Origin of the sequence: Pseudomonas sp. CCI3.1 (assembly GCF_034313985.1) — a bacterium.
Lineage (GTDB): Bacteria > Pseudomonadota > Gammaproteobacteria > Pseudomonadales > Pseudomonadaceae > Aquipseudomonas > Aquipseudomonas psychrophila.
This window is the reverse complement of the sequence record NZ_JAVIWO010000001.1, coordinates 2,116,655-2,130,013: the sequence shown is the minus strand read 5'-3', so window position 1 is coordinate 2,130,013 and position 13,359 is coordinate 2,116,655. Positions and strand designations below refer to the sequence as shown.

Annotated in this window: 12 protein-coding genes; 8 read left to right on the top strand and 4 right to left on the bottom strand. The window is 57.3% G+C overall.

The genetic code is table 11. The features are described from left to right. Window positions 1-9 precede the first annotated feature (9 nt). The 4 genes from RGV06_RS09750 to RGV06_RS09735 are packed head-to-tail and all read left to right on the top strand — an operon-like array spanning window position 10 to window position 5,397. The gene (locus tag RGV06_RS09750) at window positions 10-3,282 is read left to right on the top strand and encodes a toxin VasX (protein ID WP_322149899.1); all 3,273 of its coding nucleotides are present in this window, start codon (window positions 10-12) and stop codon (window positions 3,280-3,282) included. Beyond that, the gene (locus RGV06_RS09745) at window positions 3,279-4,226 is read left to right on the top strand and encodes a hypothetical protein (protein ID WP_322149898.1); all 948 of its coding nucleotides are present in this window, start codon (window positions 3,279-3,281) and stop codon (window positions 4,224-4,226) included. Before RGV06_RS09750 ends, RGV06_RS09745 begins: the two co-directional genes overlap by 4 nt. Beyond that, window positions 4,223-4,474 (top strand): hypothetical protein, encoded by a 252-nt coding sequence (locus RGV06_RS09740; protein WP_322149897.1) that lies wholly within the window; start codon window positions 4,223-4,225, stop codon window positions 4,472-4,474. The genes RGV06_RS09745 and RGV06_RS09740 overlap by 4 nt, the downstream gene beginning before the upstream one ends. Next, window positions 4,471-5,397, top strand: coding sequence for a hypothetical protein (locus RGV06_RS09735; RefSeq protein ID WP_322149896.1), 927 nt, complete (start codon window positions 4,471-4,473; stop codon window positions 5,395-5,397). Before RGV06_RS09740 ends, RGV06_RS09735 begins: the two co-directional genes overlap by 4 nt. 117 nt (window positions 5,398-5,514) lie before the next feature. On the opposite strand, the gene RGV06_RS09730 is transcribed toward RGV06_RS09735, so the two are convergent. Together RGV06_RS09730 and RGV06_RS09725 are read right to left on the bottom strand one after the other, a co-directional pair. After that, window positions 5,515-8,571 carry a MexW/MexI family multidrug efflux RND transporter permease subunit gene (locus RGV06_RS09730; protein WP_322149895.1) on the bottom strand — a complete coding sequence of 1,019 codons (3,057 nt, stop codon included), beginning with the start codon at window positions 8,569-8,571 and terminating at the stop codon, window positions 5,515-5,517. After that, a complete protein-coding gene (locus RGV06_RS09725) occupies window positions 8,568-9,701 on the bottom strand; it encodes an efflux RND transporter periplasmic adaptor subunit (protein ID WP_322149894.1) in 1,134 nt (377 codons plus the stop codon). Before RGV06_RS09725 ends, RGV06_RS09730 begins: the two co-directional genes overlap by 4 nt. 40 nt (window positions 9,702-9,741) lie before the next feature. Here RGV06_RS09725 and RGV06_RS09720 point away from each other — a divergent pair, with 40 nt between their 5' ends. Next, window positions 9,742-10,653, top strand: a complete 912-nt coding sequence (locus tag RGV06_RS09720) for a LysR family transcriptional regulator (RefSeq protein WP_019821996.1) — start codon at window positions 9,742-9,744, stop codon at window positions 10,651-10,653. Here RGV06_RS09720 and RGV06_RS09715 read toward each other — a convergent pair. Continuing rightward, window positions 10,642-11,088, bottom strand: coding sequence for a DMT family transporter (locus RGV06_RS09715; protein ID WP_019821997.1), 447 nt, complete (start codon window positions 11,086-11,088; stop codon window positions 10,642-10,644). The genes RGV06_RS09720 and RGV06_RS09715 overlap by 12 nt on opposite strands. 145 nt (window positions 11,089-11,233) lie before the next feature. On the opposite strand from RGV06_RS09715, the gene moaC reads away from it, so the two are divergent. Genes moaC through moaE form a run of 3 tightly spaced genes read left to right on the top strand, consistent with a single transcriptional unit; the run spans window position 11,234 to window position 12,401 of the window. Further along, window positions 11,234-11,707 carry a cyclic pyranopterin monophosphate synthase MoaC gene (gene moaC / locus RGV06_RS09710; protein ID WP_019821998.1) on the top strand — a complete coding sequence of 158 codons (474 nt, stop codon included), beginning with the start codon at window positions 11,234-11,236 and terminating at the stop codon, window positions 11,705-11,707. Then, a complete protein-coding gene (gene moaD / locus RGV06_RS09705; RefSeq protein ID WP_322149891.1) occupies window positions 11,704-11,949 on the top strand; it encodes a molybdopterin converting factor subunit 1 in 246 nt (81 codons plus the stop codon). The genes moaC and moaD overlap by 4 nt, the downstream gene beginning before the upstream one ends. 2 nt (window positions 11,950-11,951) lie before the next feature. Beyond that, window positions 11,952-12,401, top strand: a complete 450-nt coding sequence (moaE, locus tag RGV06_RS09700) for a molybdopterin synthase catalytic subunit MoaE (protein WP_046810065.1) — start codon at window positions 11,952-11,954, stop codon at window positions 12,399-12,401. Between the two features lie 363 nt (window positions 12,402-12,764). Here moaE and RGV06_RS09695 read toward each other — a convergent pair whose 3' ends face one another. After that, entirely contained in the window at window positions 12,765-13,190 is a 426-nt protein-coding gene (locus RGV06_RS09695) for a hypothetical protein (RefSeq protein WP_322149890.1), read from the bottom strand. Between the last annotated feature and the right edge of the window lie 169 nt (window positions 13,191-13,359).

Below are 13,359 nucleotides of genomic sequence, written 5' to 3'. Positions count from 1 at the left end.
ACCCTGTGCATGAGCGCTCAAAAACTGGCCATGATCGATAACGCCGCGCAGGCCGAACGCGCCGCCAAGGCGCAGCCTCACGTCGACGTCAAAAGCCCCCTGACGCCATGCCCGGCTCACCAGCCTGAAGTGTTCGTGGTGCCCGTGCGCTACGCCCTGGCGCAGGAACAAGCCACTCACCCCTGCTGTTCCCCCGGCGTGACCACCCAAAGCCACCCCATGGCCGCGCGGCGTCTGCGGGTCGGCTTTTTGTACCTGTGGCAGGAAAAAGGCCCGCTCCAGCGTTATGCCGTGTCGCCCACTGGCAGGCTCCAGCCACAAGCGCTGGAGGCCGAGGCTACCCACGTACCCGACGGTATGTTGACGGGGCTGGCGTTGCACAAGCACCACGACGCCTGGATGCTTTACACCGAATTCCCACTCGACCCGCAACACTGCGCCTTGCTCAGCGACAACCCCGCCAAACGCAGTGCGCACATGCGCCATGTAGCCTTGCGCACCGTGGCCAACGAGCTGCAAGCCGACCATTGCCCGCCCCTGGAAAACGCCACCGAGGTGATGGCTGAACTCATCTCCTACACCTACGCCCAATCGATGAAGGCCGATCAAAAAGCCGGAGGCGATGACACCCGGGCGTTGGGTGAAACGGTGATGAAAGCCCCCTCCAAGGCCAACATCAAGGCTTACACCGATGCCCTGTACCGCGCCCGGGAGCGCGAAAAAATCATCGCCCAACACCCCGACGCCCCTGACCAGGCACCCGGCGAGTGGAGTGCCGAGCCGTGGGCCGGCCAGTGCACCCAGACCTGGCTGGAGGCCGCCACGGCTGAGGCCAGGGCGCTGTACCCGGTATTCGTGTGCCTGGACGACGACCTGGGGGTGCTGCGCGACATCAACCATGAGCAGGAACGGGTTGAATCGAGCCACGAACAGTGGGTGGGCGACAACAACCTGCGCTTGAACATCGGCGGCTTTATTCGCAGCCTGATCATCGAAGATGGCGCTGAGGTGGCCGCGATTTTGAACCACCACTACAAGGGCCGAGGCATCAACCTCACGCCCGAACAGGGCAACATCATGCTCGATGCCCAGCGCCAGCTGGACCAAGAGTCCGAGGCTAAACTCCACAACGGCCTCTATGGCGGCCGTCCGAGCCTTGGAGAAGCCAGCGCCCGTGATGCTCGAATCCAGCAAATCGTTGCCCCTGTACGAGCCTTTATTGCGCCCGACCTGTACACCGAAGTGGAAGCGTTGGTGCGTGAATACCACGCTGAAAAACAGTCCAACCTCGACAACGACCACTTCAGCGCCAAGGTCAGCGAGTACATTGACTTGCCAGCCATGAACACCTGGCTCGACACTACCGCCCCGGCCCATTACCAACACGTCGAACAGCGCCACAACGCCTTGTTTGCCGACCGTGGCCAATACCTCACACGCTCCCACAGCGGCACCTGGTTCGTCGATTACTACGACGTTGAAAGCCGCCAGTGGCTCACCGAACTGGCCACCGGCTGCCTGAGCGCCCAATGCACCCGGGCCAAGGGTGCAGAGCAATATGCCGACTACGTGCGCGCCCCCGACGAAGGCGCGCTCAAACACCTGTTCCACGCCTGGACCCCCTCGATCGATGCGGGCATTGTCGGCACCGGTCGCCTGGGGGAAATACTGGCTGCCCTGGGCTCAGAAAACCGCGAGGCAACCCGTCAGCTGTTTGCCCCCCTGAGCGCCGTGATTGCCAACGACATCGCAGCCATGGCCCGCCACGCCCAGGAGCCCTGGAGCGTACTGGTCAACCGGTTGGCAGCGTCGCTGCTGATCCTCAAGGGCGACACCACCTTGAGCAGCGCCTGGGTGGGTATCTTCGTCGCTGCACGCCTGGGCAGCGATGCGCGCTTGCAGGCCGTGACCCACGCGGGCAGGCAGATGTGGACCCTGCTGGGGGAAAAAGCCGAGGGCCTCAACCACTGGGTCAAGGCCACGGGACAAGCCATCGGCGCCGGGCGCATGGAACGCGTGACCAACTCCCCGCTGATCAGCAACAGCGGCGGCGTGGTGCCATTGGCGGCGTTGCTGCTTAACACGCTCAATGCGAACAACTACTTGAGCCAGGCCGCAGCGCTGGAAGGGATGGATGATCGGCGGGTCAACGACACAGTGTCGGCTTCGCTATATGCCTCGGCGGCGTTGGTGGCGGTGGTTGATAGTCAGGTGAGGAAGGGGTTGGGTAGGGATCGGTTCCATTTCTATGGTTCAGCAGGGCCAACGCTTACTTTGTTTGGGGGGGTGATTGGCCTGCTCTCCTTAGGCGCTGCAATGCACGAATTTAGCTCTTTAAAAATACAGATAGAGAACTCGCACACACACATCGATCCATGGCTTGAGATGCGCCAAACAGTGGTGGGAGGGCAAGTAGTCGCTTATGGGGCACAGGCTCTTATAGGGGTGTTTCAAACCAGTAAAGCACTGGCAGGCTTAATAGAAGTCGAAGTCGCCATCATGCGTTACACGCTGTACATGGGGCCGTTGAACTGGCTTATTGCCGCACTGGGCGTGCTGTACCTGATCAGTTGGTTCTTTCAGCAAACCCCGGTACAAAGCTTCCTCAACGCCTGCTGCTGGTCCAAAGCACGGGCCACGAATTTAGAGCCTATCCCCGCCAAAGCCCAGCAAGAAGAACTGAACTGGCTATACGGCATCTTGTACAGCCCCCGCGTCAGCATGCAAAGCAGTTCCGAGACAGGCGGTTCCAATGGTCCATCTGGACTGTCCTTCGTCAGCTCCATCAATGCCCTGACCATCGACTTGCCGGGAGCAGAACCGGGTACGGCCTACCTTGAATTGAGCATGATGGGCGACCCCGTGGACTCCCAAGCCTACCGTTACCTGATCAAAAACAGCCCTCACAATAACTACAAACCCCCTCGTCCATGGCGTGACATGGCACCTCATTGGCTGTCCAGTAGCGCGTGCCAGTGGATACCGTTTCAGGAAGATCAAGGCTTGCGTTTGAGCGGCCCCTTTAAAACCCTGTCGAACGTAATTAGCACGTCGCCGGCCACTGTTTCGCTTCGTTTGCGCTATCGCACACCCTTGATTGCCATGCTGGGCGCTCGCAATTTTGTCGGAGGCGAACGAGGCGTTGCTTTCACCTTAACCGACAACGACGGCGTCATAGAACTGCGTAACGACCCGACACCCGAGCTGGATCGAGTGCCAATCTACTCCCTCGGCAAGGGCCATCCCGGCGCCATTTACCTGCAACCCAAGGACAAGCCATGAGTACGCCACCGGCTGGAACCACCAAAAAACGGATTTTCTCGCGTGATGATTATTTGGCGCCATTGCCTGTTCCAACAGGCAGAAAACCTTCAGATGTGCTTAACACGATTTGGCGCAAGAACGATGTGTTTATTGATATCGGGAATTACAGCATTGGATCTGCTGTTATGGTTCTGTGGGTAGGAATCATGGTGTTCTTATTCATGGCCTTTTTTACTAGAAACATCGCACCTGATTTCAGCCAGGACATTCTAGTAGTGGGCGCAGTTATCATGGCTCTGCCAATACTTTTCCTTATCCAAGGCCTCTTCCGCAAAGTCCCCCTCCCAGTACGCTTCAATCGTCAACGCCGAGAAGTCTGCGTACCGATGGAAGACGGCGACTATTGGATTGTGCCGTGGGAAAGTGTCACCGCTGCCGCCACTCAACACTCATCGACAAGCCAGGCGGGTAAAAACACGATGGGTTTATTGATCGTGGGTTTCGAAAATCCGGACTCCTTGGCCAAGGAAGATAACAAACACTTTTATTTCGCCTTCAATTGCGGCGGCGGTACCACGGCGATGGCGCTTTGGGAGTGCATGCGCAGTTATATGGAAATTGGGGCTGATGCTGTTGAAGATCAAACAGCACGCTTCGATAGATCCAAAGGTATATGGGCGACCTATTGGGACGATCTCCTAAAGGGTGCGAAGTTGAGAGGCTGGCCAGTAACAATCTTGTGGGAAGGCTTTTGCGGGATTTTCATCTTCAACACACTACTGATTGACGTGCTTGAACGCTGGAAACTAAACCCGCCCCCCGACATCACCCACCCCGACATCATCGAATGGTCAAAACCCCTCCCGCCGGAACAATGGGCCAACCGCTCCCCGGAGCTTGAACAGGCCATCGCCAAACGTGAAGCCGAACTCGCCGCGCTGGCGGTGCAAGAAGCAGCATGAACCAGCAAACCAACACGTTCTTGGCCACTGTTTCGCTTCGTTTGCGCTATCGCACACCCTTGATTGCCATGCTGGGCGCTCACAACTTTGTCGGTGGCGAACGGGGCGTTGCTTTTACCCTCACCAACAACGACGGGGTGATAGCACTGCGTAACGACCCGACACCCGAACTGGATCGAGTGCCAATCTACTCCCTCGGCAAGGGGCATCCCGGCGCCATTTACCTGCAACCAAAGGGCAAACCATGAGCACGCCACCAGCCGGAACCACCAAAAAACGGATTTTTTCGCGTGATGACTACTTGGCGCCATTGCCTATTCCAACAGGTAGAAAACCTTCAGATGTCCTGAATATTATTTGGCGTAAGAACGATGTATTCATTGATATAGGGAACTACAGCATTGGATCGGTAGTGATGACGATCTGGCCAATGTTCGTTGTGTTTGTACTGATGGCGTATATCAGCCCTAACCCTGCAATGATATGGATTGCAGCACTCATCATCATAGGTATTCCTACAATTTTTGTAATCCAAGGCCTCTTCCGCAAAGTCCCCCTCCCAGTACGCTTCAATCGTCAACGCCGAGAAGTCTGCGTACCGATGGAAGACGGCGACTATTGGATTGTGCCTTGGGAAAGTGTCACCGCTGCCGCCACTCAGCACTCATCGACAAGCCAGGCGGGCAAAAACACGATGGGTTTATTGATCGTGGGTTTCGAAAACCCGGACCCCTTGGCCAAGGAAGATAAAAAACACTTTTATTTCGCCTTCAATTGCGGCGGCGGCACCACGGCGATGGCGCTGTGGGAATGCATGCGCAGTTACATGGAAGTCGGGCCTGATGCGGCACCAGAAGCAGCCGCACTTAACTCAGGAGGAAGCTGGCGCTATTACATCGACTACCTTAACGGCAGAGCCAATAAATATGGCTGGCTTATAACGTTTTTATGGGATGGTCTGGTCGGAATATTGGTGTTCAATGCCCCTTTGGCTACCTATCTCCAAAGAAAGAAACTGTACCCACCACCGCAGTTGACCCATCCCGACATCATCGAATGGTCAAAACCCCTCCCGCCAGAACAATGGGCCAAACGCTCCCCGGAGCTTGAACACGCCATCGCCAAACGCGAAGCCGAACTCGCCGCGCTGGCGGTGCAAGAAACAGCATGAACCAGCAAGCACCGCACTGCATGGATTTACGACTGCTACATCGCAACCGGACGCAGCCTCGCAAAACCCGTCAACTGCTACAAGCTGGGACATGCGTTATTTACCTGCTACCCAAGGTCAAGGCATGGGCTCGTCATTGACTGGAGCAGCCAAATGCCTTTTCGAGATCAGCGTGTAAATCGACGGCAACACAAACAACGTAAACAGCGTCCCGACCACCATTCCCACCACGATTACAATGCCCAGCCCGAAGCGGCTGCTGGCGCCCGCGCCGCTGGCAAACAGTAGCGGCACCAAGCCCACGACCATCGCGGCGGTAGTCATCAGGATCGGCCGCAGGCGAATACGCGCAGAGCGGATAATCGCGTGAGTGGGGGAGCACCCCGTGGTCATTTGCAGTTCGTTGGCAAATTCAACCATCAAAATACCGTGTTTGCTGATCAGGCCAATCAGCGTTACCAGCCCTATCTGCGTGTAGATGTTGAGCGTGGCCCAGCCCAGCGCCAATGGAATCAAGGCGCCGCAGATGGACAGCGGTACGGTGATCAGGATGATCAGCGGGTCTCGCAGGCTTTCGTACTGCGCCGCCAGCACCATGTAAATCACGATCAGGGCGAACAGGAACGTCAGCATCAGCGCGTTGCCTTCGTGAATAAACTGGCGCGAATCGGACTGCCAGTCGTGGCTGAAGCTGGCGGGTAGTTGATCGCTTTGGGCGGCCAAAAAGACGACCGCTTCGCCCAGGCTTACTCCCGGCGCGGCAATGCCCTGCAAGGTCGCTGAATTTTGCTGGTTGAACTGCCTGAGGCGGTTGGGCTGGATATCGCTGTGCAGGCTGACCACGGTGGATAGCGGCACTTGCACCCCACTATCGGTCGTGAGGTAGAAGCCGTTCAAGGCCTCTGGAGTCAGACGCTGGCTGGCCTGGGATTGTGCGATCACATCATAGGAGCGGCCTTGCATCGCGAACCGGTTGGTGTAGTTCTCACCAACGAGTATGGCCAGGGTGCTGGCGATGTCTTGCAGGCGGATGCCCAGGCTGTTGGCCTTGCTGCGGTCGATCCGGACTTCGGTCACCGGGTTGTTGAAGTCGAGGTCGCTGTCGACCACAGCAAATAAACCGCTGGCCCGTGCCTGTTTTTTTATCTGCTCCATGGCCAGATACAGGGAGCGGTAATCCTCGGTGCTGCGGATTACCAGCTGTATCGGCAAGCCTCCCGTGGAGGCGGGCAGAGGTGGCATCTGGAATACGAATATGGAGTTGCCTTCAACCCCGTCTACCTGTTGTTGCAGTTCGCTCTGGATCTGTGCGGCGCTACGCTCGCGCTGCTTCCATTCCTTGAGATTGATCCCGGCGTAGCTGGCGGCCACACCATCGGTGCCGTTGATGATCCATGTCCCGGTCGCTTCCGGGATGGCGCCGAGCACCTGGCTCAATTGCGCGGCGTAGCGCTCTACAAAATCGAGGTTGGCATGTTGTGGGGACTTGATTGCCAACAGCAAGTTGCCCTGGTCTTCGTTGGGCGCCAGTTCTTTTGCTGCCTGGCCGTAGAGCAGCGGCAGGCTGATCAGGATCAGGAATGCAAACACCAGTACCACGCTGCGTCCACGCAATGACTTCAACAAGCCACGTTGATAGCGTCGTGACAAACGGTGGAAGAAGCTCTCGGCCATCAACCCCATACGCCCTTCGTTTTGTTCCGCTGGCAGCAGTTTGGCGCACATCACCGGGGTCAGAGTCAGGGCGATAACCCCCGAGACCAATACCGCCCCGGCCAGGGTCAAGGCGAATTCCTTGAACAGTGCGCCGGTCAGACCATTCATCAGGCCTATGGGCATGTAAACCGCCGCCAGGGTGATGGTCATGGCAATCACCGGCGCAGCGATTTCCCGGGCGCCAATGAGTGCCGCCTGCAGTGGGGCGAGGCCCTCCTTGATATGGCGGTGGATGTTTTCGGTGACCACAATCGCGTCGTCCACCACCAGTCCGATGGCAAGCACCATCGCCAGCAGGGTGAGCAGGTTGATGCTAAATCCGAACAGCGCCATCAATGCCAGGGCACCGAGTATCGACAACGGGATGCTGAGGATCGGGATCAGTACGGTGCGCCACGAACCCAGGCACAAAAAAATGATTGCCACGACGATCAGTATCGCTTCAAGCAGGGTCTGGATTACCTCCAGAATCGAGGCCTCGATAAAGTGCGCGGTCTCGAAGGCCAACGCCACTTCAACCCCCGGCGGCAGGGTCTTTTGGATGTCGGGCAGCAGACGCTTGATACCGTCAACGATCAACAGCGGATTGCCCTTGGGTGTGGCATACAGCCCTAGATGCACGGCAGGTTTACCGTCCATCAGGGCGCTGGTTTCGTAGGCGGCAGCACCCAGTTCGATGTCGGCGATATCACTCAGGCGCAGTAAGTGATCGCCGCGATTGCTGATTACCAGGTCACGAAATTCGTTGAGGGAATTGAGGTCACTGTTGACCTGAATCGCGGAGACTACGTACTGGCCCTTGATTTGCCCCGGTGCGGCCTGGAAGTTGTTGGCGCGGATCGCCTGCTCAACCTGTGCGGCGCTGATACCGTGGCCGGCCATGCGCTGCGGGTCGAGCCACAGGCGCATCGCCAGGCGCTGGCCACCAAAGGTTTCGACCTTGGCCACGCCTTCGATCGTGGCGAACAAGGGCTGCACCACCCGGTTCAGGTAGTCGCTCAAGGCCGGTGCTGACAGGCTCTCGCTGGTAAAACCGACATAGGCCACGGCAGTGGACTCGCCGGCCGAACGTTCGATCACCGGGTCGTAGGCCTGCTCCGGCAGGCGATATTTGACTTGATTGACCTTGGCGATCACCTCGCTAAGGGCTTTGGCCGAGTCCTGGTTGAGCGCCATGCGCAAGGTCACCAGGCTGTGGCCCTGCACCGAAGACGAACTGATGTAGTCGACACCCTCCACCGAAGCCAGGGACTGGTTGATGGGTTGGGTGATAAAGCCCTGCATCAATTCGGAAGGGGCCCCGGGGTAATCGGTGCTGACGGTAATCACCGAGCTTTCCAGCAGCGGGTACTGACGCACGGGTAATCCCATATAGGCTTTGAGCCCGGCCAGCAGGATCATCAAGCTGACCACAAGGGCCAGCACCGGGCGGCGCACAAAAATATCGGTAAATTTCACTCCAGGACTCCTGCGTCAACGGTCACTACGCTATGGGGCATGGGCTCGATACGTGCGCCATCGCTGAGTTTGATCTGGCCTGAAATCACCACGTTATCCTCCCGTGCCAGGCCCTGGGTGATCACCACCCAGCCATCGCGCCGCTCGCCGGTTTTGACCGAGATCCGACGGACAGTGGGGGGTTCGGTAGGTTGCACGACATAGAGATCTTCGCCATAGGCGCTATAGGTCACTGCCGTTTCCGGCACGCTCAAGGTGTTTTCGGGCAGGGGCAGGGGTAAACGTACCCGGGCGAACATACGGGGCAGGGCGGCAATAGGTGGGTTTTGCAGGCGGGCCTGAATATTCACGGTGCGTGTGCGTTCAATGAACGGGTCGATGCTACTGACCACTGCCGTCAATGGCTGATGGGGCAGGGCGTCGAGTTCGATCTGTAGCGTGTTGCCGATAGCGAAGTGGGAAAGGGATTGCTCGGGGACACTGAAATTGACGTACAAGCCCTTGGTGCCGATGAGATTGATCAGGGTGTCGCCCGGGTTTACGTACTGGCCCAAATGGACTTTGCGAATCCCCAGGGTACCCGCGAACGGTGCGCGGATGGTGCGTTGTTCGATCTGTGCGATCAGCCCCTGAACTGCTCCGCGGGCGGTGGTGAATTCGGCTTGGGCATTGTCCAGTGCCTCGCGTGAAATGGCATTGGAACCAATCAGTTTTTTCATCCGGTCAAGGCGTACCCGGGTGTTGTCCAGCTGACCCTGCAAGCGCACCAGTTGGCCGCGCTCTGGTGCATCATTAAGCCGCAGCAGTACCTGTCCGTGCTCAACCCGTTGCCCGGACTCAATCGGCAGTTCGACGATACGACCGCCAATCTCGGCGGGCACGCCGACTTCCTCCACCGCTTCCAGCTCACCAATGGCGTCGAGAAAGCGCACAAAGGGCTGATTGCTGACGCTAGCCACGGCCACTTTGACCGGCGCGGCGACAGGGGGGGCGGGCGCCGGTTGTTGCCAGAGCCAAAGTCCCCAGGCGATCAGAGCCAGTAAAAGGGCTAAAAGCGCGTACTTGGTTCGGCGTGAGGTAAGCTTGCCGCTGTTACGCGCTGAGTCAGTGAGTCGTTTTGGGTCAAGCATGCAGCGCTCCCTTGGAGTTGGAGATGACAGGAGAGTCGGGGTGTTACTGCGCAATATCGATTTGAATCTGTTGGTGGTGCTCGATGCGCTGCTCACGGAAAAACACGTGACCCGGACCGGTGTTCGTTTGCACTTGAGTCAGCCGGCCATCAGCCATTCGCTGAGCAAACTCAGGGTGTTGCTGGATGACCCGCTGTTGATTCGTCAGGGCAACGAAGTGGTGCTGAGCGCCCTGGCGCAAAATCTTCAGGCACCGCTGAAAGTGATTCTTGGGCAGATCGAAACGCTGCTCGGCCAGTCCATCGATTTTGTGCCGGCCGACTCACAGCGCACTTTTCGCCTCGCGATGTCTGATTACGGCGCTGCTATCGTGCTGCCAAAATTGCTGGTGCAACTGCGGGCCCAAGCGCCGGACACCTCGCTTGTGGTGATCCAGGACAGCCGTCTGGGCATGCTGGAACAGATCGAACAGGGCAAAATCGACCTGGCCCTGGGGGTATTTGCGACGTTGCCGGCGGATGTTTCCAGCGATGTATTGTTTGAAGAAACCTTTACCTGCCTGCTCAATCGTCGTTCGCTTGCGGACACTGGCGTGCTTGACCTGGACAGTTATCTGGCCCGCCCGCACCTGTTGGTGTCGATGGATGGCAACACCCAGGGCGAAGTCGATAACGTATTGCGTGCCCAGGGGCTGCAGCGACGGGTTGCGGTCAACGTTCCCCATTGGGGCACGGCGCCAGGGATGATTGCCGACACCGACCTGATCCTCACTGTGGCCACCCGAACGCTGGACAACCTGTCATATGGCGACACCCTGATAGCGCTGGCGCCGCCCATGACAGTGGCGCCGTTTAACTATGTGCAGGTCTGGCATCAACGTTTCAACGAAGACCCGGCCCATCGCTGGCTGCGAGATCTGGTCAGGCAGGTGAGCGCGCCATCAGCCCCGTGATGCAATGATAAAACCGGCCAGCACCACGCTTACGCCGAGCAGTTTTTGCAGGCTGGGGGTGTTTTTAGGCAAACCCAACAGCCCGAAATAATCGATCAGCAATGAAATAATCAGCTGGCCCACGACCACCGCCATGATGAAATTCAGCGCACCCAGTCGCGGTACGATGATCAGAGCCACCGTGATGTAAAACACCCCGGCCAGCCCACCCAGCCAAATCCACCAGGGGCCCGTGATCAAGGTCGCGAGGTTGGGGCGGGGCACTTTGACGATCAGCATCACCAGCGCAATCGCCACACCACTCACCAGCAATGAGATAACCGTTGCCCAAAACGGATGGCCCAGCGCCAGACCCAATCGTGCGTTGCTGCCGGCCTGGAGGGGCACCGCAGCGCCGGCCAGAAGGCTCAGGGCAATGGCTATGAAAAGTGGCATAAGGATGTCTCCCGAGTTTCAACCGTTGTACGGCGAATGATCGTGGGCGGCCAATTCGATGTTCTGATGCGCGGTATTCGTGGGGTCGATGGCCTTCCACTGAAACTCGGGTTTACAATCGAGGCTCCTGTCTGGAGTACCCCCTGTGCTGACACACTTAGATTCCCAAGGCCGCGCCAACATGGTCGATGTCACCGATAAAGCGGTGACCTCCCGTGAAGCTGTGGCACAAGCAGTGGTGCGCATGCGCCCTGAAACCCTGGAAATGATCGTCAGTGGCGGTCACCCCAAAGGTGATGTGTTCGCCGTGGCGCGTATCGCCGGGATTCAGGCGGCGAAAAAAACCTCGGATTTGATCCCGCTGTGCCATCCCCTGATGCTCACGAGCGTCAAGGTTGAACTCAGCGCTCAGGGCAGTGATGCGGTGTTGATCGTGGCGCGTTGCAAGTTGTCCGGGCAGACCGGCGTGGAGATGGAGGCCCTGACTGCCGCCAGCGTCGCGGCACTGACGATCTATGACATGTGCAAGGCCGTGGATCGCGGCATGACTATCGAAAGCGTGCGTGTGCTGGAAAAGCTCGGTGGCAAAAGCGGGCACTTTCAGGCTGATCCGTCATGAGGCTCAACGTGGTTTTTTTTGCCCGCTACCGCGAAGCCCTCGGGCTGGACAGCGAGTCGGTGGACGGTGAGTTTGCGTCCATCGACCAGTTGCGTGCGCACTTGGCGCAACGTGGAGGGGCCTGGCAGGTATTGGCCGAATCCAACCTGATGTGTGCGCGCAACGAGGAGTTGTGCAAGCTGGATGAAGGGTTGGCAGATGGCGATGAAGTGGCGTTCTTTCCGCCTGTGACCGGAGGCTGAACATGGCGATTCGGGTGCAAGTGGCGGCCTTTGACCCGGGCGCCGAAGTCAACGCGTTGCATGCGGCCAACATGGGCGTGGGGGCGGTGGTGAGTTTTGTTGGTTATGTGCGCGACTTCAATGACGGGCGTGAAGTGGCGGGGATGTTTCTGGAGCACTATCCGGGGATGACCGAAAAAGCGCTGGCCAAGATCATGGTTGAGGCTGAGCAGCGTTGGCCGTTACTCTCGCTTGAGGTGCTGCACCGTATTGGGGCGCTGGAGCCAGGTGAACCAATAGTGTTTGTAGGTGTGGCGAGTGCCCATCGCCAGGCGGCATTTGATGCCTGTGCATTTGTGATGGACTACCTGAAGACCCGTGCCCCGTTCTGGAAAAAAGAACAGACCGCCGAAGGCCCGCGCTGGGTTGAAGGCCGGGCCAGCGATGAAGCGGCGGCGGATCGCTGGAAGTAGGGGAGGATACTGTGTGGGAGCGGGCTTGCTCGCGATGCAAGCGGCGCGGTTTATCGTTTAAACCGCGTTGATCCTTTCGCGAGCAAGCCCGCTCCCACAGGTTTGATGGTGTTCACATCATCAGGCTACGCCAGGGCCCACTGTGGGCGTGGGCTTGCTTGCGATGGCATCAAGCAGTTGCATCCGGATCGTGCGACTTGCGTACGGCCCGTACAACGGGGCTCAAGGTCAAAGTAATTAAAGCTGTGAATCGGCTGCCGTGGTCTGAGAAGAAAAACCTAAGATACCACCCTGTTTTACGCCATTTATAAGCACTTTAATAGTTTATGAATTTTTCTTAACGGCAAGGGCTTGTTAGTTAAGTTACTCCTTTTTCTCTAAAGTTATGCATTGTGCGTCATCAATAGGCTCGAGGATTACTATGTTTTGAGCAGTGGGTGCTGAATAGCCTTTTCTATATATTGCGCCCAGAATCAAGATGACTACGATGAAGCTTGCATTAGCTGGTAAATACATTAGCGCTAATGCTCCAAATATAATGCCTATTGCAGCCACTGCATGTGTGAAAGTGTCTCCATTTATCAAGCTGTCGACAATATATGTCAATACATCTTGATCGTACTTGCATATCTTGACGGCCAGGGAGCAATTTGGGCAGTTAGCATGTTTGTTGATGATCAATTCCTGGACTTGATCCAGTGAAAGAAGTACATCCTGCTGGCAGGAGTTGCATTTAAATAAGGCGTGTTTGAATGCTATCGGTTCTTTATTGTCTTTTATAGTTTTCAAATGTCAGCACCATAATGTAATCGTTTTTGATTTTAGAGGCGGGGGGAGATTAGACCGAGGCGCAGGAAATAAATACTAGAAGTGGATAGATTCTTTGTGAGAATTTTCTCGGTATTTCGTTGATAAAGATTTTTTCGTCGATAGAAGTATTGGGTGATTAACCATCCAG